Genomic DNA, 17,950 nt, shown 5'->3' with positions numbered 1-17,950 from the left:
CCTTTCGACCCAACCGCTCACGGTGCTTGACTCGGATAACAGTATCTACAGGGGTGGTGCGCCCGATCCACGGCTCGAGTGCCGGACGGGGTTCTGTGGGAGGGGTCTTCTGACCCCGACAGCGGCCTGGATCGGAGCCCGCAGGCTGCAGCGACCGCCTCGCGTGCGAGGTAAGCGCGACGCCGGTCAAGCGCCCGCCGGCCCCTTGCCGGCCAGCAGTGCTTTCATCGCCTCCAGCCGCGCGACGTTGGTGGCGCGGTCTTTGGCGGTCGGGGCGGCGCCATCCTTCTTGGGGCGCTGCACGTCCTCGCCCATTTCGGCGATGAAGCGCGACGGCTCGCAGTCGCGCGATTCGCGGCCGCTCTTGCGCCGTTCGCAGTGACTCAGCGTCAGCGTGCGCTGGGCGCGGGTGATGCCGACGTACATGAGGCGCCGCTCTTCCTCGATCTTGCCGCCGTCGATGGACTCGCGGTGCGGCAGGATGCCTTCCTCCAGGCCGATCAGGAACACGTGCTTGTACTCCAGGCCCTTGGAGGCGTGCAGCGTCGACAGCTGCACCGCGTCGCGTTCCTCGCCGTCGTCGCGCTTGTCCAGCATGGTGATCAGCGCGACCGTCTGCGTCAGTTCCATCAGTGTCTTGCCGTCTTCCTCACCCTTGCGGCCCATCCAGTCGACGAATTCGCGCACATTGTTCCAGCGCGTTTCCGCTTCCTTCGGCTCGAACTGTTCGAACAGCCAGGTTTCGTAGCCGATGCCGCGCAGCAGGTCTTCAAGCAGGAGGCGCGGCGCCTCGGTGCGGGCGCGCCACTCAAGCCGGTTGATGAAATCGCCGAATTCGCGCAGCGGGGTCAGCGCGCGTGCCGGCAGCGCCTGCTCGGCGCCGGTTTCGAACATCGCCGCGAACAGGCCGATGTGGCGCTCGCCGGCGTAGCGGCCGAGCGCTTCGAGACTCATGCCGCCGATGCCGCGCTTGGGCGTCGTCACCGCGCGGATGAAGGCCGGGTCGTCGTCGCCGTTGGCGATCAACCGCAGATAGGCCATCACGTCCTTGATTTCGGCACGGTCGAAGAAGCTCTGGCCACCGCTGATGACGTAGGGAATCTTCTGTTCGCGCAGCGCCGTTTCGATCACTCGCGCCTGGTGGTTGCCGCGGTAGAGCACCGCGTAGTCGCTGAACTTGCCGCGGTGTTCGAACTTGTGCGAAGCGATGCGCATGGCCACGCACTCGCCCTCGTGCTCGGCGTCGCGCGCCACCATCAGCGTGATCGGGTCGCCGCGCCCCATGTCGGACCACAGCTTCTTGTCGAACAGCTTTTCGTTGCGCGCGATCAGCGTGTTGGCGGCCGACAGGATGCGCTGCATCGAACGGTAGTTCTGTTCGAGCTTGATCACCTTCAGCTTCGGGTAGTCGGTCTGCAGATTGCGCAGGTTCTCGACGTCGGCGCCGCGCCAGGCGTAGATGGCCTGGTCGTCGTCCCCGACCGCGGTGAAGGCGCCGCGATGACCGGCCAGCAGCTTGACGATCTGGTACTGGCAGCTGTTGGTGTCCTGGTATTCGTCGATCAGCAGATAGCGCAGCCGGCGCTGCCAGCGTTCGAGCAGTTCTTCGTCGCTGGCGAGCAGGCGCGCCGGGATGCCGATCAGGTCGTCGAAATCGACCGCCTGGTAGGCGCGCAGCGTGCGCTCGTATTCCTCGTAGACGCGCGCGGCCAGCGCCTCCATCTCGTCGGCGGCGTGCGAGGCGGCGGCCGACGGCGGCAGCATCGCGTTCTTCCAGCCCGATATGCGCGACACCAGCGCGCGCAGCCGCGACTTCTCTGTTTCCTTCGAAATGTCGGACACGATGGCTGTCGCGTCCGACGAATCGAGTATCGAAAAGGCCGGCTTCAGACCAGCCGCCTTCGCTTCGGTGCGCAGCATCTTCACGCCCAGCGCGTGGAAGGTCGAAATGTTGAGCTGCTTGCCGGCGCGCCCTTCGAGCAGGTGCGAAGCGCGCTCCTGCATTTCCTTGGCGGCCTTGTTGGTGAAGGTGATGGCGGCGATATTGCGTGGGTCGAAGCCACACTCCTGCACCAGATAGGCGATCTTGCGCGTGATGACGCGGGTCTTGCCCGAGCCGGCACCGGCCAGCACCAGCAGCGGGCCGTCGAGATACTTCACCGCCTCGCGCTGAGGCGCGTTCATGTCGGACAGCATGGGATGCAGTCACCGCCCGGACGGGCAGCGCACCAATCGATGGAGTGCCGGGATTGTACCGGCTTGCGGCATGCGTCCCGCGTGGGTATGGTTCGCGCCTCCCGTAGCCCATCCTGTCCGTTTCACATGCTTCCTCCGATCGAACAGCGGCTCGCCGCAGAACTGGGCGCGCGCCCGCAACAGATCAACGCCGCCGTCGCCCTGCTGGACGAAGGCGCGACCGTGCCCTTCATTTCGCGCTACCGCAAGGAAGCCACCGGCGGCCTCGACGACACCCAGCTGCGTCTGCTCGAAGAGCGCCTCGGCTATCTGCGCGAGCTGGAAGAACGCCGCGTCGCGGTCATCGCCAGCATCGACGAACAGGGCAAGCTCACGCCGGCGCTGCGCGCCGAGATCGAGAACGCCGACAGCAAGCAGCGGCTGGAAGATCTGTATCTGCCGTACAAGCAGAAGCGCCGCACCAAGGCGCAGATCGCGCGCGAAGCCGGCATCGAGCCGCTCGCCGACGCGCTGCTGGTCGACCCGACGCTGACACCGGACGTCGAGGCCGCGAAGTTCCTGAACGCCGAAGCCGGCTTCGCCGACGCCAAGGCGGTGCTCGATGGCGCACGGCAGATCCTGATGGAACGTTTCGCCGAGAGCGCCGAGTTGGTCGGCGCGTTGCGCGACTATGTGGCCGAACACGGCGTGGTCGTCGCCACCGTGGCCGACGGCAAGGACAACGACGCGGAAGCCGCCAAGTTCCGCGACTACTTCGCCTACCGCGAGAAACTGGCCGACATTCCGTCGCACCGCGCGCTGGCGCTGTTCCGCGGTCGCAACGAAGAGGCGCTGCGGGTGAAGCTGGCGCTCGACAGCGACCCAGAAGACGGCAGCCGTTCGCCCGAACCCAACCCCTGCGAACGCCGCGTCATGACGCACGCCGGTATCCGCGACCAGGGCCGTGCTGCGGACCGCTGGCTGGTCGATACCGCGCGCTGGACCTGGAGCGTCAAGCTGTCGGTGCACATCGAGCTCGACCTGATGGGCGAGCTGCGCAGCCGTGCCGAACTGGAAGCGATCCGCGTGTTCGCCAAGAACCTGAAGGACCTGCTGCTGGCCGCACCGGCCGGTCCGCGCGTCACCATGGGCCTGGACCCCGGCATCCGCACCGGCGTGAAAGTGGCCGTGGTCGACGCCACCGGCAAGCTGGTCGATACGACGACCATCTATCCGCACGAGCCGCGCCGCGACTGGGACGGGTCACTGCATGTGCTGTCCGCACTCGCGCAGAAGCACGGCGTGCAGCTGATCGCCATCGGCAACGGCACGGCCAGCCGCGAAACCGACAAGCTGGCGGCTGACCTGATCAAGCTGAAGCCGGAACTGGCAATGACCAAGATCGTCGTGTCGGAAGCGGGCGCCTCGGTGTACTCGGCGTCGGAACTGGCGGCCAAGGAATTCCCCGGTCTCGACGTGAGCCTGCGCGGCGCGGTGTCCATCGCCCGCCGGCTGCAGGATCCGCTGGCCGAACTGGTGAAGATCGACCCCAAGGCCATCGGCGTCGGTCAGTACCAGCACGACGTCAGCCAGACCAAGCTCGCGCGCTCGCTCGACGCGGTGGTCGAGGACTGCGTGAATGCGGTCGGCGTCGACGTGAACACCGCGTCCGCCCCGCTGCTGGCGCGGATTTCCGGTCTGAACTCGACGCTGGCGCAGAACATCGTCGCCCACCGCGACGCGCACGGCGCCTTCCCTTCGCGCAAGGCCCTGCTGTCGGTGCCGCGACTCGGCGACAAGACTTTCGAACAGTGCGCCGGCTTCTTGCGCATCATGAATGGCGACAATCCGCTGGATGCTTCGGCGGTGCACCCGGAAGCCTATCCGGTGGTCGAGCGGATACTGGCCGACGTGCAGAAGAAGGCGCGTGAGCTGATCGGCGACGCCGCCACAGTGAAGAAGCTGTCGGCGCAGAAATACACCGACGAGCGCTTCGGCCTGCCGACCGTGCAGGACATCCTGCGCGAACTCGAAAAGCCGGGCCGCGACCCGCGCCCGGAGTTCAAGACGGCCAGCTTCCGCGACGGCGTCGAGGACATGAAGGACCTCGAACCGGGCATGCAGCTCGAAGGTGTGGTGACCAACGTGACCAACTTCGGCGCCTTCGTCGACATCGGCGTGCACCAGGACGGCCTGGTGCACGTGTCGGCCATCGCCAACCGCTTCGTGAAGGACCCGGCTGAAGTGGTGAAGGCGGGCGACATCGTCAAGGTGAAGGTGGTCGAGGTCGACCTGGCACGCAAGCGCATCGCGCTGACCATGCGCCTGGGCGACGAAGTGGTGAAGAAGCCTGCCGGCGGTGGCCGCGACAATCGCGGTGCGCGCCCCGACCCGCGCGCGATGGCCAAAGCCAAGGAGGCGCCTGCCGCCAACAATGCGCTGGCCGCGGCCTTCGCGAAGGCCGCGAAGCGCTGAGGGCGGCGCTTGGCGCTCACCGGGGTTGAGGTTCTTGTGTCAGGGGTCTTCTGACCCCGACAGAAGTCGGAATCGAAGCCGGCCGTCTGCAACGGCCGTGTTGCAGCCAGGGCCGCTCCCACCGTGGACTGTGCCTGGCGCTCACCGCGGTTGAGGTTCTTGTGGGAGGGGTCTTCTGACCCCGACAGCGGTCTGCATCGAAGCCGCCGGACTGCAACCGCCGCGTCGCGGCCAAGGCCGCTCCCACAGGGATCGTGCCCGACCTGTAGCTGGGGCCGGGCTTGTGTGGGAGCGAGCTTGCTCGCGATAGCGGCGTCGAGCGGCGGCGCTATCGCGAAGGTCTGCGCGGGCCGCGCCTAGCGCAGCGCGCCGAACACCTTTTTCGCCAGGCTGCCGGCAGCGCCGACCGGGTTCTTGCGGATGGCCTTCTCCTCTTCGGCCACCATCGTGAACAGGCCGTCCAGCGTCTTCTGCGTCACGTAGTTGTCGAGGTCGGCGTCTTCCTTGCTGATCACGCCATACTGCGCCCCCTTGGACGCAAACTTCTCGTAGCTCTTGGCCAGACCCACCTTGTCCATCGCCTTCTGCACGATGGGCTTGAAGCGTTCCTTCAGCTGGGCCGAGGTCTTGCCCTTGAAGTATTCGGTGCCCGCCGTGTCGCCACCGGTCAGTATCTTCTTCGCGTCCTCGACGCTCATGTCTTTGACCGCGCCGACCAGCAGCTCCTTCGCTTCCGGTACCGCCGCCTCGGCAGCGCGGTTCATCGCGGTGATCAGTTCATCGGCCTGCTTCTTCATGCCGAAGGTGCGCATCAGCTTTTCCGCCTGACGCAGGCCGTCGGGCATCGGGATCTTCACCTTGGCGTTCTTCAGGAAGCCGTCCTGCTTGCCGAGCAGATCGACCGCCTTCGACGCGCCCTGGGTCAGTGCCTCCTTCAGGCCACCGCCGGCGTCCTTGTCCGACAGGTCGGACAGTGACAGTGCCCACACCTGGGTGCACATGACAAGACACGCCACAAAACCGACAATCGCACGCATGGTCGAAGCCCTCTGTGTTTGAACGAATGAAGATTATGGATCGCAAATGGGTATCACCGTTAGTGTTGCTGGCGCTGATTGCAGTGGTATGGCTGCTGCGCGGCACCGGTCATCCGGAGCAGGTGCCGGCACTTCAGGTCGCGCTGCTGGACGGTGGCCGGATCGACCTCGGTCACGCCGATGGAAAAGTGCGTCTGGTGAATTTCTGGTCCACCTCCTGCGGCCCCTGCATCAAGGGCATGCCGGGTCTGGCGGACACGCACCGCCGCCACGCGGCGCGGGGTTTCGAGGTGGTGGCGGTCGCCATGTCCTACGACGCGCCGAGCCATGTGCAGGACTTCGCGCAGCGCGAAAAGCTGCCGTTTCGCGTAGGCTTCGACCCGGTCGGGGCCCTTGATCGCGGCTTCGGCGGCATCCGTGCGACGCCGACCAGCTTCCTCGTCGATCGCGATGGCCGCATCGTCAAACGCATCATCGGTAACCCGGATCACAGACAGCTCGACGCGCTGATCGACACACTGCTCCCGCCCGCTTCCTGACCCCTTCAATGAAAACCCGTCACCTGATCGCACTGCTGCTCGCCGCAGCGGTGCTCGTCGCATGGCTGTTCTGGCCGCGCGGCATCGCCGTCGATGTCGTCAAGGTCGAGCGTTCGCCGCTGACCCAGAGCGTGGTCGCCACCGGCCGCATCGCCACACCGTCGCGCATCGAACTGGGCACGCAGATCACTGCCATCATCGACGAGGTGACCGTGCGCGAGGGCGCGGCGGTCAAGGCCGGTGATCTGCTTGTGCGGCTGCGCGCGAGCGACGCCGACGCGGCGGTCGAACAGGCGCGCTCGCAGATTGCCGAAGCGCAGGCGCGTTTCACCCAGCTCGACGCGGTCGGCCTGCCGGTGGCCGAACAGGCGGTGAAGCAGGCCGAGGCGAATCTGCGCGTGGCCGAGGCCGAGTACCAGCGCGCCGAGGCGCTGGTGGCGCAGCAGTTCTTCTCGCCGTCGAAACTGGACGAGGCGGCGCGCCAGCTGGACAACGCGCGCGCCCAGCTGCGCACCGCGCAGGCGCAGCGCGACGCCAACACGCCACGCGGTGCCGAACGTGTCAGCGCCCAGGCGCGGCTGGCGCAGGCACAGGCTGCGCTCGAATCGGCGCAGGCACGACGCGACCTGCTGACGCTGCGCGCGCCGGTCGATGCGCTGGTGATTGCGCGCGACGCGGAGCCGGGCGACGTCGCCCAGGCCGGCCGCGCGCTGCTGACGCTGGCCGAAAACGGCGAAACGCGCATCTACGCGACGCTGGACGAGAAGAACCTGCGCTACCTGCGGCTCGACGCCCGCGCTCAGGCGGTGGCGGACGCCTTCCCCGGTCAGCCTTTTGACGCCGTTGTCTACTACCTGTCGCCCGCCATCGACGCCCAGCGCGGCACGGTCGAGGTTCGGCTGCGCGTGCCCGAACCGCCGGCCTTCCTGCGGCCGGACATGACGGTATCGGTCGAGGTGGTGATCGGTCGCAAGGAGCAGGCGCTGTCGCTGCCGCTGGAGGCGGTGCGCGAGGTCGACAGCGCTGCGCCCTGGGTACTGGTCGCGCGCGACGGCGCAGCGGCGAAGGTGCCGGTGAAAGTCGGTCTGCGCGGCGTCGGCCGCGTCGAGATCACCGACGGACTGGCCGAGGGTGAGGTCGCCATCATGCCGGCCGGCGGCGCGCTCGATGGCGACCGCATCCGCATCAAGCCGGCGCGCGGCGCACCGGGCCCGACGCCCAATCTCGGTCGCTGACGATGGCGCGGCCCAAGCTTCCGTTCGAGTTCCTGGTCGCGCTGCGCTTCCTGCGCGAGGGGCGCATGCAGACCGCGCTCATCCTGCTTGGCGTGACCGGCGGCGTCGCGGTCATCGTGTTCCTGTCGCAGCTGATATCGCAGCTGCAGGCCACCATCATCGACCGCGTGCTGGGCAGTCAGGCGCACGTCGTGATGCGGCCGCTCGAGGAAGTGAACCTGCGCGCCTCGACCGACCCTGCCAGCTCCGTGCTGATCGAGCCGCGCGCGCAGCGCCTGCGTTCGATCGACCAGTGGGAAGCGATGGTGAAGCTGGCCGAAGCACAGCCGCGCGTGGTTGCGGTGTCGCCGGTGGTGAGCGGCCCCGCTTTCGCGCTGCGCGGTCGCGCCAGCAAGTCGGTCGCGCTGGTCGGCGTCGAGCCCGACCGCTATCGCCGCATCGTCAAGATGGACACCTACATGACGCGCGGCGCCTTCCAGGTCGACGGCACGAACGCCATCATCGGTATCGAACTGGCGAAGGATCTCGGCGTCACGGTGGGCGACAAGATGTTCCTGCGCGCCGCTGGCGGGCGCGACGAACTGCTGCAGATTACCGGCCTGTTCGACATCGGCAACAAGGACCTGAATCGGCGCTGGGTGTTTACGACGATGAAGCTGGCGCAGTCGCTGCTCGACCTGCCGGGTGGTGTGTCGAACATCGACATCACGGTGGCCGACATCTTCGATGCGCAGGAGGTGAGCGAGCGGCTGCAGGCCGGCAGCGGCCTGACGGTCGAAAGCTGGATGACCACCAATTCCCAGCTGCTGGCCGCGCTGCGCAACCAGACGGTATCGAACAACCTGATCCGCGGCTTCGTCATCGTCATCGTGGCGCTCGGCATTTCGAGCGTGCTGGTGGTGAGCGTGGTGCAGAAGCAGAAGGAGATCGGCATCCTGCGCGCGATGGGCACCAGTTCGAACCGCGTAATGGGCATCTTTCTGCTGCAGGGCGGGCTGGTCGGTTTCGTCGGCGCGCTGTCCGGTGTCGCGCTCGCCTGGGGTCTGCTGCAGTTCTTCTCCAGCGTCTATCGCACCGGCGACGGCGCGCCGCTGTTCCAGCCGCAGCTGGACACCGGTATCGCGCTGTCGGCGGCGCTGATCGCGCTGGTGGTCGGCGTGCTGGCGGCGCTGATTCCGGCGCGGCGCGCGGCCAAGATGGACCCGGTGCAGGCGATTCGTGCATGAGGCGCGGCGCATGAACGCCATCGTATCGCTGCGGGGCCTGCGCAAGTCCTACGGCATCGGCACGCCGGTAGAAACCGAAGTGCTGCACGGGCTCGACTTCGAACTGGCCGAGGGCGAGTTCTGCGCGCTGATCGGCCCCAGCGGCTCCGGCAAGAGCACGCTGCTCAACCTGATCGGTCTGCTCGAACGACCGACCTCGGGCGAGCTGGCGATTGCCGGGACCGAGACGCGCGGCCTGTCCGAACAGGCGCTGACCGTGCTCCGTGGCCGTCATATCGGCTTCGTATTCCAGTTCCATCATCTGCTGCCGGCCTTCAGCGCGCTGGAAAATGTCATGATGCCGTCCATCATCGAGCACGGTGTCGCCACCGCGCAGGCGGAGGCGGTGGCCTTCGATCTGCTGGATCGCGTCGGTCTGAAGGGCCACGAGCACAAGAAGGCCAATCAGATGTCTGGCGGTCAGCAGCAGCGGGTGGCGATCGCGCGCGCACTGTCGCTGTCGCCGCGGCTGATACTGGCCGATGAACCCACCGGAAATCTGGACACTCACACGGCGGATGATATTTTTGCGCTGCTGCGCGAATTCAATCGCGAACGCGGCAGCGCCTGCCTCATCGTGACGCACGACCCGCGTCTGGCGGCGCGCTGCGACCGCCGCATCGAACTGGTCGATGGCCGCATCGCCCGCGGCGACTGAACGCCGCGCGGGGCGGCGCGCCGACCCCGATCCACATTCCGCTATTCCGCTTCGATCATGACGACACACAGCACTGCCTACGTCGCCGAACTGACTGCGCTGCTCGAAGAGGTGGCGCGCAACACCACCGACACCACCGGCGAGCGGCTCGCCCGTTTGATCACACTGATGCGCCCCGGACGACGCGACGGCGTCGAGGTTGCCGAGTCGCGTTTCCGCGCGCTGCTGCGCCTGCTCGGCGCGCGCGCGGAACTGGCCGGCGCGCTGTCGGCCCATCTGAACGCGGTGCTTGCCGCGCGCATGCACCGCACGCTGTATGCCGAATCCGGGGTGCTCGCCAACCAGGGCTTCTTCAGCGGTCTGAGCAGTCGGCTGCTCGGCCGCATGCTGCCGCCGGCGGTCGATGCCGACTTCCTGCGCGACCTGTTCAGCGAGGTGTTCGACGACGCCGGTGATGGCGAATGGATGAGCGCCATTCCGCGCGAGGACTGGCAGGCGCTGCTCGATCTGCTGCAGGTGACCGGCGATGCTTTTGCACCGGCGCGTCGCCAGATCCGGCACGAGCTGTTCGAAGCGATGCGCATGGCTTCGCACCGGCTGGCGGCGCTCGGCATGGAGCCGGCGTTGCTGCGCTATCTGCCGGCACTGGCGCGGCACGAGTCGCCCTTCCTCGCGCAGAGCGACGAGGTACGCGCTTTCATCGCCCGCCACACCGACAGCGACGAGGTGCTGCCGCACGACGGCCACCTCGAAGTGCTGCTCGAACAGTGCGTGAGCTATGTCGACACCATCCGGCGCCGTTCGCGCGAGGCGGGCGTCGGCGTGAACCTGGTGTTCGTGCTGGCGCGCATCGAGCAGATCACCGGCCGGCTGCGCCTGCTGCGCATGCTGGTGTTGCCCGATCCTGCCGTCGATGCGCCGACCCTGCGCGCCCGCGCGATCGATTTCTTCCTCTGTCTGGTGCGCCAGGAAACCCGCCGCAACAGCGTGCGCGACCTGTTCTCCGGCACCACCGAACTGCTGGCGCGGCGCGTGACCGAACAGGCGAGCAAGTCGGGCGAGCACTACGTGACCGAAAGTCGCGGCGAGTTCTTCGGCATGTTCCGCGCCGCCGCCGGTGCCGGCCTGATCATCGGCTGCATGGCGCTGATCAAGATCGTGACCGGCAAACTCGGTCTGCCGCCGGTGTGGGAGGCCGTCGTGCACAGCCTCGACTACGGGCTGGGTTTCGTGCTGATCCACATCCTGCACCTGACCGTTGCCACCAAGCAGCCAGCGATGACCGCCGCCACGCTGGCCGCCGCGCTCGACGGCAAGCAGAACCGCGACGCGCGCCTTGGCGTGCTGGCGGATCTGGCCGCGCAGGTCAGCCGCACGCAGTGGATATCGATCGCCGGCAATGTGTTGATCGGCTTCCTGACTGCGATGTCGATTGCGATGGTCGGCGGTACCTTCCTCGACTGGCACCCGGTCGATCCGGTCAAGGGCGCGCACCTGCTGCACGACCTGCATCCGCTGCTCAGCATGGCCATTCCGCACGCGGCGATCGCCGGCGTCTTCCTGTTCCTCAGCGGTCTCATTTCGGGTTACTACGACAACCAGTCGCTGTATCACCGGGTGCCGGAGCGGCTGCGCCGCGTGAAATGGCTGCGGGCGCTGCTGGGCGAAGCGCGACTGAACCGGCTGGCCAACTATGTCGAACACAACCTCGGCGCGCTGATGGGGAATTTCCTGTTCGGCTGCATGCTGGGCAGCACACCCATCATCGGGCAGTTGCTGGGCCTGCCGCTGGACATCCGCCACGTCGCCTTCGCGTCGGCCAACCTCGCCTACGGCACGCACGCGCTCGGCTTCGATCTCGACTGGCACACCATCGCGGTCGGTGCGCTCGGCGTGATGCTGATCGGCCTGACCAACCTCATCGTCAGCTTCAGCCTTGCGATGAAGGTGGCGCTGCGCTCGCGCGGCATCGAGCCGGAAGACACGCGCGGGCTGTCGGTCAAGCTCGCCCGCCGCTTCCTGACCCGGCCGCGCGACTTCTTCTGGCCGCCGCGGCAGGACTCGACCGCCGCCGACGAAGCGCGCGGCTGAGACCGGCGCTCAGGACTGCGGCGCTTCGCCTTCCGGCTTGCGGGTCCGGCTGCGGCGCGGTGCGCGCGGCTTGGCGGGCTTGACCTCGGTTGGTTCGACCGCCGCTTGCACGGCCGTGGCGGGCGTTTCGGCCGGCGCGGGCGTCACCGCCTCGGCGGCCGGCTTGGCCTTGCGTTGCGGGCGGCTGCGGCGCGACTTGGCCGGCGCCTCGCCGCTGGTCTCCGCGGCGCTGTCCGCAGCCGGTTCCGGCAGCAGTTCGAGCTGCTTGTCAGCCGCTCGCTCGATCAGCTGCACCTGCGCCTGACCGTTGTCGCCCTTGCGCAGGCGGAACAGTTCCGGATGGCTTTCCAGCAGGCCGGACAGGCTGGCGTGGCCGTAGTCCTTGTGACTGAAGCCGGGTTCGTACTGGCGCACGATCTGGCCGACGCGGCCGATGCCGGCCCAGCCGCTGTCCTCGTCGGTGGCCGACCGGATGCCCTGCGACAGCAGTTCGAGGATCTGCGCGTCAGGTTGCGCGTTGCGCGGTCTGCGCGGTGTCGGTTCGGGGCGCGCAGCGGCGGCGCCGGAGGATGCCGCCGGTTTCTTCTTCTGCGCCGAAGCGGGGGGCGACGCGCGCATGTCGTCGGTGAACACGAACTCCTCGCAGGCGCGCTGGAAGGCGACGGGCGTCGTGCGGCGGCCGACGCCCATCACGAACAGGCCGCTCTCCTGGATGCGACGTGCCAGCGAAGTGAAGTCGGAATCGCTGGACACGATGCAGAAGCCATCGACCAGGCCGGAGTGCAGCAGGTCCATCGCGTCGATGATCATCGCGCTGTCGGTCGCGTTCTTGCCGCCGACGATGCGGAACTGCTGGATCGGCCGGATCGAGTGATCGAGCAGGTGCGCCTTCCAGCTGGTCATGTTGGGCGAGGTCCAGTCGCCGTAGATGCGGCGCACGGTGACGCGGCCACGCGATGCGGCGGCGAGCAGGACGGGCTGGATCAGCGAAGGCTGCGCGTTGTCGGCGTCGATGACGAGCGCGAGGCGACGCGGCTGGGAAGAGGAGTCGTTCATGCGGGATGCGATGCTGGACGGGAAAGCGGCATGCTACGCCAATCGGCACCCGGCCGTCGCGCGTGGGCGAGGTTCTGTGGGAGGGGTCTTCTGATCCCGACTGCAGCCTTGATCGAAGCCTGCTTAGTGCAGCGGCCGGGTCGCGGCCAAGGCCGCTCCCACAAGAACGCGCTCAGCCCTCGATGGTCAGATACACCAGCGTCTGGTTCAGCAGCTGGTAAGCCACTTCGCCGAAAGTCATCGGGCCCAGCATGGCCGGCACGCGCTTGCCTTCGAGCTCGCTGTACAGGTAGTTCAGCACGCAGTTGCAGCTGAAGCCTATCGGGCCGGTCTGCCCCGGCAACGCGGTGTGAAAGGCGCTGACGTAATCCGGCACCGGCGCCGCGAAGCGGTATTCGATGTCATCGAATACCGGCGCGTAGAAATCGACCGTGCCCTTGCCGGCATCGACCGACTTGATGCTCACGTTGATCATCGCGCCGCTGTAGTCGGCCACCAGCGGCAGCTTGGTGTCGATCGCGCGCGAACTGACGTACTGCGCGAAGTTGCCGGGCTGCCCGTTGATCAGGCATTCGGTCGCGCTGAAACCCTTGGCCGGAAAGCGGATGCGGTCGCCCTCGCCCTGGGTGAACAGGTTGATGATGTCAATCTGCGCGTACTTGCTCTCGGGCAGCGGCACGTGCATCACCAGCGCGCGTTCGCCGTCGAATTCCAGCGTTTCGCCATTGACCACCAGCGGGCTGGCGCGGCCGAGATCCGACAGGTGAATGCCGGAAATCCAGCCGACCAGCGGCTTCAGGTACATGTCCTCGTAGCCGGGCGCGTTGCGTGCGAACAGCGAATGCACGGCCGAGAACGCCGGCATCACGATGATGGAAAAGCCGTTCTCCGGCGCGTCGGCACAGACGCGTTCGAGACTGATCTGGTCGTAGAAGCGGATCATCGGCAGGCCGTTGATCACCGGCACCTGCGCGACATAGAGCTGGTCGCGCGTGGTGACGCCGCCGTCCTGGCCCATGAAGTAGGGAATGGTGCCGCCTATCCAGTGACCGCGCGGCAGCTGGCGCAGCAGCGCTTCGTCGCCGGCGACGCTGAAGTGACCACCGCCGCGGATCAGGGCCGTCGCTTCGGACAGCCCCATCATGCGTCCGCTCACGGCGGACGTGTTCTGAGTCGTCATGTAAGTCCGTCCGGGAATCAGTGCGTGCGCAGTTGCGCCAGTTCGTGGCCCAGCATGCGGGCGTTCTTGACGAAGTAGCGGTGCAGCTCGCGCAGCTTGAGCATCCGCACCTCGTCGTCGGTGATCACCTCCATCTGGCTGCGCAGGCGGGTCATCAGCAGTTTCAGGCTGAGCGCCCGGATGTCGATGTCGCGCTGGCCTTCGATCAGCTGCAGCCAGACCGGATCGGCCACGTCGGGAATATCGTCGTCGGACGCCGCGGCGGGCGGCGCACCGGGATCAGCGGCGGGCTGCAGGGGAGGTGCGGCGGATGCCTTCGACGGTTCGGCGATCGCCGCCTTGCCCTGATCGAGCGCGAACTTGAACTTCCACAGTTCCTGCAGCGGAATGCCGGTGATGGCGCAGATGCCGTTCAGCGAAACACCTTCGTTGAACAGTGCGAACACCTGTTTTGACAGCGCCTGCGAGAAAGGCATGTCGGCCGGGCCGGCCCACGGCAGCGAGCTCAGATCGGCGTTGGGTGGCGCCAGCACGCGCAGATGACAGCGCCACCCGGCCAGATCGATGTGACGCCAGACGCGCTCTGCCGCCTCCGGCTCCTGCTTGCGCGCCAGGCCGAACCAGCCGCGCTGAACTTCGAGGCCTATCCATGCGTCGATGCGGCGGGCACCCGGATCGAAACGGAAATCGCGTACCGTCCACGGTTCGTTCAACTGCAGCAAGCGTCCCAGCAGGACCTTGTCCAACGCCATCGCTGTCTCCTTCTCCGACCTCGTCCGCCTCCCGCTCGTTGTCAGGAAGTCTTGATTTGGGTTGATTGGCTCGGAATTGCGACGCGCATAGTAACAAAGCGCGCGGACAGCCAGCAGCGCACTGCAGCACGGTAAGCTGCGGCAGGTTCAATGACATGGGATTCTCCCGATCCGGACGGTTCGGGATGAGCACCGGAAGGTGCTGAAGGTGTGGTGCGCGGAGAGAGACTCGAACTCTCACGCCTTGCGGCACTGCCCCCTCAAGACAGCGCGTCTACCAATTTCGCCACCCGCGCACTTGGGTAGGGGCGCGAATATACAACAAAAAGGATGATTCTGCGTGAGTGATTTACGTCGTGCCCGGCACGTGATGTGGGAATTGGTGAAGCCGCACCGCGGCCGTCTGGCGCTGGCGGCGCTCGGTCTGGTGCTGGCCGCCAGTTCGGCGCTGGCGCTGGGTCAGGGCTTGCGCAGCGTGATCGACCAGGGTTTCGCCGCCGGCGACCCGCAGTGGCTGGACCGCGCGCTGGCCGGCACGCTGGGGCTGGTCGTGCTGCTGGCCGGCGCCACCTGGCTGCGCTTCTACAACGTGTCCTGGCTGGGCGAACGGGTGGCGGCCGATCTGCGCACGCGGGTGTATGCCCACCTGCTGACCCTGCCGCCCTCCTTCTTCGAGGCCGGGCGTACTGGCGAAGTCATTTCCAGACTGACCAACGACACCGCGCAGATCGAGAACGTGGTCGGATCGACCCTGTCGATCGCACTGCGCAACACGCTGATGCTGGCCGGCGGCTTGGTCATGCTGGGGCTGACCAGCGGCCGGCTGACGCTGCTGGTGCTGGCCGGCGTGCCGGTGGTGGTGGCGCCCATCGTCATTTTCGGCCGCCGCGTGCGCGGGCTGTCGCGCGAGCGACAGGCGCGGGTGGCTGACCTCGGCACCCATGTCGACGAGAGCGTGCACGCCATCCGCATCGTGCAGGCCTGCGGTCACGAGGCGGCCGACCGCACGCATTTCGCGGCGCTGGTCGAGCGCAGCTTCGACACCGGCGTGCGCCGCTACCGCCACACGGCGGTGATGATCGTCATGGTCATCCTGCTGGTGTTCGGCTCGGTCGCCCTGATCCTGTGGGTGGGCGGTCATGACGTGCTGGCCGGGCGGCTCAGCGCCGGCGAACTGTCGGCCTTCGTGTTCTACGCCGCCATCGTCGCCAGTTCGGTCGGCGCGCTGTCCGAGGTGTGGGGCGAACTGCAGCGCGCCGCCGGCGCCACCGAGCGCCTGATCGAACTGCTCGATACGCAGCCGGACATCGCGGCGCCGGCCGACCCGCTGCCGCTGCCGCAGCCAGCGCGCGGCGACATCGCCTTCCGCGGCGTGCGCTTCTGCTACCCGAGCCGGCCGGACATTCCGGCGCTGGACCGCTTCGACCTGACGGTACGCGCCGGCGAGACGGTGGCGCTGGTCGGCCCCTCGGGCGCCGGCAAATCCACGCTGTTCCAGCTGCTGCTGCGCTTCTACGATCCGCAGGCCGGCAGCGTCGAGATCGACGGCGTGCCGCTGGCGCAGGCCGACCCGGCCGCCGTGCGCGCGCGCATCGCACTGGTGCCGCAGGAGGCCGTCATCTTCGCCGCCAGCGTGGCCGACAACGTGCGCTACGCGCGGCCGGACGCGAGCGACGATGAAGTGCGCACCGCCTGCGAGGCCGCCTTTGCCGACGCCTTCATCCGCCAGCTTCCGGGCGGCTATGACAGCCCGCTCGGCGAACGCGGCGTGCGGCTGTCCGGCGGCCAGCGCCAGCGCATCGCGATCGCCCGCGCCATCCTGGCCGACCGCCCCATCCTGCTGCTGGACGAAGCCACCTCGGCGCTCGATGCCGAAAGCGAGCGCATGGTGCAGGCTGCGCTGGCACCGCTGATGGCCAGTCGCACCACGCTGGTGGTGGCGCACCGCCTGGCCACCGTACAGCGCGCCGACCGCATCATCGTGCTCGACCACGGTCACGCGATCGAATCCGGCACGCACGCCGAACTGCTGGCGCGCAATGGCCTGTACGCACAACTGGCGCGGTTGCAGTTCATCGACGACGGCGCTTGAGCGCGCCAGCGTTCAGCGCCGCCGCTTGGCGGCGTACATCGCGGCGTCGGCGATCAGCAGCAAATCCTTCGCGCTGTCGCCGTTCTCCGGCCAGCGGGCGATGCCGATGCTGGCGCCGACCGTGAGTTCGTGGCCGTCCATCGTCACCGGTCTGGCCAGTACATCGCGGATCTTGTCGGCCACCGTCTCGGCGTCCTCCATGCGGCGCACGTCGGCCAGCAGCACGACGAACTCGTCGCCGCCAATGCGCGCCACCGTGTCGGCGTCGCGCACGCAGTGGCGCAGGCGCTGTGCGACATCGTGCAACAGCACGTCGCCAGCGGCGTGGCCCAGCGTGTCGTTCACTTCCTTGAAGCGGTCGAGGTCGAGATAGAGCAGGGCCAGCCGGCCCTTGGCGCGCCGCGCCGCGGCGATCCCCGTTTCGATGCGGTCGTGCAGCAGCGCGCGGTTAGGCAGGCCGGTCAGACCGTCGTACTGCGCCATGCGGCGCAGGCGCGTCTGCAGTTGCATGCGCTCCAGCGCGGTGGCGATCTGGGTGGCGACGAAGTTAAGCAGTTCGCGGTCGCGCTCGGTGAACACCGGAGCACCGGGGGCGCGCTTCAACGCCAGCGCGCCGAGGCAGCCGTCGGCCGATACCAGCGGCGCACCGAGCCAGGTTTCGCCGCGTTCGCCGGCCATCAGTCGGGTTTCGCCGCGCGCCACCACGTCGGCACAGAAATCGATACAGCGCGACGGCAGGCCGTCGACCGGATCGCCGTGCGCGTCGGCTGCGTAGGCGATGTTGAGTGCGCCGTCGATCTCGTTGCGCACGCCCACCATCATGCGCTCGGCCGGCAGCAGGTCGGCGACGATGCGATGCGCGCGTGCCAGCAGGTCGAACAGGTCGGTCGCCACGTGCGCCGCCTCGGACATCGCGTACATCGCCGCCTGCATGTCGCCGGCACGCCGGCGTGCGGTGATGTCGTGCGCGATCGCCACGCGCAGCCGTTCGCTTTCCGACCAGCGCGCCGACCACAGGATGTGCACGATGGCGCCGTCCTTGCGCACATAGCGGTTCTCGAAGCTGAGCTTGGGGTCGCCCGACATGATTTCGGCCGCCGCGCGCAGCGTGCGCTCACGGTCTTCCGGCAGCACCAGGTCGATCATCCGGCGGCCGATCACCTCGTCGCAGCTGTAGCCGAAGATGCGCTCGAAGGCGGCGCTGACAAATACGAAGTGCCCGAACTCGTCCACGACGCATACGGCGTCGAGCAGGAGGTCCATTACGGCTTCGAGTGGGGCGGTGCGTCGTCTGTCCATGACCGGGAAAATACCGCGGGCGGCCAATGCGGCGCACGATTTTCGGTCAATTTGCGCAAACCGGGTGAACGACGTGCGCCGTCGCCGCCGATAGTC

General features: G+C 67.6%; 13 protein-coding genes and 1 tRNA gene. 7 read left to right on the top strand and 7 right to left on the bottom strand.

Annotation, left to right across the window (positions count from 1 at the left end):
* Positions 1–186: 186 nt before the first annotated feature.
* Complete coding sequence (locus tag IV112_RS19485; RefSeq protein ID WP_304006456.1) at positions 187–2,196, bottom strand: UvrD-helicase domain-containing protein; 2,010 nt, start codon at positions 2,194–2,196, stop codon at positions 187–189.
* 126 nt (positions 2,197–2,322) lie between these two features.
* Between IV112_RS19485 and IV112_RS19480 the strand changes: the two genes are divergently transcribed.
* Positions 2,323–4,650: a Tex family protein gene (locus tag IV112_RS19480; protein WP_304006453.1), complete on the top strand. Its 2,328-nt coding sequence runs from the start codon at positions 2,323–2,325 to the stop codon at positions 4,648–4,650.
* Between the two features lie 356 nt (positions 4,651–5,006).
* Here the strand turns inward: IV112_RS19480 and IV112_RS19475 are convergent, their stop codons facing one another.
* Positions 5,007–5,687 carry a DUF4197 domain-containing protein gene (locus IV112_RS19475; protein WP_304006450.1) on the bottom strand — a complete coding sequence of 227 codons (681 nt, stop codon included), beginning with the start codon at positions 5,685–5,687 and terminating at the stop codon, positions 5,007–5,009.
* A gap of 26 nt (positions 5,688–5,713) precedes the next feature.
* Here IV112_RS19475 and IV112_RS19470 point away from each other — a divergent pair, with 26 nt between their 5' ends.
* The 5 genes from IV112_RS19470 to IV112_RS19450 are packed head-to-tail and all read left to right on the top strand — an operon-like array spanning position 5,714 to position 11,475.
* Positions 5,714–6,226, top strand: a complete 513-nt coding sequence (locus IV112_RS19470; RefSeq protein WP_304006447.1) for a TlpA disulfide reductase family protein — start codon at positions 5,714–5,716, stop codon at positions 6,224–6,226.
* An 8-nt stretch (positions 6,227–6,234) separates the two neighbouring features.
* Positions 6,235–7,461, top strand: a complete 1,227-nt coding sequence (locus IV112_RS19465) for an efflux RND transporter periplasmic adaptor subunit (RefSeq protein ID WP_304006444.1) — start codon at positions 6,235–6,237, stop codon at positions 7,459–7,461.
* 2 nt (positions 7,462–7,463) lie between these two features.
* Positions 7,464–8,687 carry an ABC transporter permease gene (locus IV112_RS19460; RefSeq protein ID WP_304006441.1) on the top strand — a complete coding sequence of 408 codons (1,224 nt, stop codon included), beginning with the start codon at positions 7,464–7,466 and terminating at the stop codon, positions 8,685–8,687.
* A gap of 10 nt (positions 8,688–8,697) precedes the next feature.
* Entirely contained in the window at positions 8,698–9,384 is a 687-nt protein-coding gene (locus IV112_RS19455) for an ABC transporter ATP-binding protein (protein ID WP_304006439.1), read from the top strand.
* A gap of 57 nt (positions 9,385–9,441) precedes the next feature.
* On the top strand, positions 9,442–11,475 hold the full coding sequence (locus tag IV112_RS19450; RefSeq protein ID WP_304006437.1) for a site-specific recombinase: 2,034 nt from the start codon (positions 9,442–9,444) through the stop codon (positions 11,473–11,475).
* 9 nt (positions 11,476–11,484) lie between these two features.
* Here the strand turns inward: IV112_RS19450 and IV112_RS19445 are convergent, their stop codons facing one another.
* From IV112_RS19445 to IV112_RS19430, 4 genes are all read right to left on the bottom strand, one after another.
* A complete protein-coding gene (locus IV112_RS19445) occupies positions 11,485–12,531 on the bottom strand; it encodes an NYN domain-containing protein (RefSeq protein ID WP_304006434.1) in 1,047 nt (348 codons plus the stop codon).
* Between the two features lie 172 nt (positions 12,532–12,703).
* Positions 12,704–13,711: a DUF6976 family protein gene (locus IV112_RS19440; RefSeq protein ID WP_304006432.1), complete on the bottom strand. Its 1,008-nt coding sequence runs from the start codon at positions 13,709–13,711 to the stop codon at positions 12,704–12,706.
* Positions 13,712–13,728: 17 nt separating this feature from the next.
* Positions 13,729–14,463, bottom strand: coding sequence for a hypothetical protein (locus IV112_RS19435; protein ID WP_304006429.1), 735 nt, complete (start codon positions 14,461–14,463; stop codon positions 13,729–13,731).
* Positions 14,464–14,674: 211 nt separating this feature from the next.
* Positions 14,675–14,759, bottom strand: a tRNA-Leu gene (locus tag IV112_RS19430).
* Positions 14,760–14,833: 74 nt separating this feature from the next.
* Here IV112_RS19430 and IV112_RS19425 point away from each other — a divergent pair.
* Positions 14,834–16,555: an ABC transporter transmembrane domain-containing protein gene (locus tag IV112_RS19425; RefSeq protein ID WP_304006461.1), complete on the top strand. Its 1,722-nt coding sequence runs from the start codon at positions 14,834–14,836 to the stop codon at positions 16,553–16,555.
* Positions 16,556–16,567: 12 nt separating this feature from the next.
* Here the strand turns inward: IV112_RS19425 and IV112_RS19420 are convergent, their stop codons facing one another.
* On the bottom strand, positions 16,568–17,854 hold the full coding sequence (locus IV112_RS19420; protein WP_304006425.1) for a sensor domain-containing protein: 1,287 nt from the start codon (positions 17,852–17,854) through the stop codon (positions 16,568–16,570).
* Positions 17,855–17,950 lie beyond the last annotated feature (96 nt).

Source organism: Methyloversatilis discipulorum (genome assembly GCF_018780585.1).
GTDB classification, from domain to species: domain Bacteria; phylum Pseudomonadota; class Gammaproteobacteria; order Burkholderiales; family Rhodocyclaceae; genus Methyloversatilis; species Methyloversatilis discipulorum_B.
This window is presented reverse-complemented; position numbering and strand designations above follow the sequence as displayed.

Coding starts and splice junctions, on each gene's coding strand:
- IV112_RS19485 (WP_304006456.1), bottom strand. CDS start 2,196: ATGCTGTCCGACATGAACGCGCCTCAGCGCGAGGCGGTGAAGTATCTC.
- IV112_RS19480 (WP_304006453.1), top strand. CDS start 2,323: ATGCTTCCTCCGATCGAACAGCGGCTCGCCGCAGAACTGGGCGCGCGC.
- IV112_RS19475 (WP_304006450.1), bottom strand. CDS start 5,687: ATGCGTGCGATTGTCGGTTTTGTGGCGTGTCTTGTCATGTGCACCCAG.
- IV112_RS19470 (WP_304006447.1), top strand. CDS start 5,714: ATGAAGATTATGGATCGCAAATGGGTATCACCGTTAGTGTTGCTGGCG.
- IV112_RS19465 (WP_304006444.1), top strand. CDS start 6,235: ATGAAAACCCGTCACCTGATCGCACTGCTGCTCGCCGCAGCGGTGCTC.
- IV112_RS19460 (WP_304006441.1), top strand. CDS start 7,464: ATGGCGCGGCCCAAGCTTCCGTTCGAGTTCCTGGTCGCGCTGCGCTTC.
- IV112_RS19455 (WP_304006439.1), top strand. CDS start 8,698: ATGAACGCCATCGTATCGCTGCGGGGCCTGCGCAAGTCCTACGGCATC.
- IV112_RS19450 (WP_304006437.1), top strand. CDS start 9,442: ATGACGACACACAGCACTGCCTACGTCGCCGAACTGACTGCGCTGCTC.
- IV112_RS19445 (WP_304006434.1), bottom strand. CDS start 12,531: ATGAACGACTCCTCTTCCCAGCCGCGTCGCCTCGCGCTCGTCATCGAC.
- IV112_RS19440 (WP_304006432.1), bottom strand. CDS start 13,711: ATGACGACTCAGAACACGTCCGCCGTGAGCGGACGCATGATGGGGCTG.
- IV112_RS19435 (WP_304006429.1), bottom strand. CDS start 14,463: ATGGCGTTGGACAAGGTCCTGCTGGGACGCTTGCTGCAGTTGAACGAA.
- IV112_RS19425 (WP_304006461.1), top strand. CDS start 14,834: ATGTGGGAATTGGTGAAGCCGCACCGCGGCCGTCTGGCGCTGGCGGCG.
- IV112_RS19420 (WP_304006425.1), bottom strand. CDS start 17,854: ATGGACAGACGACGCACCGCCCCACTCGAAGCCGTAATGGACCTCCTG.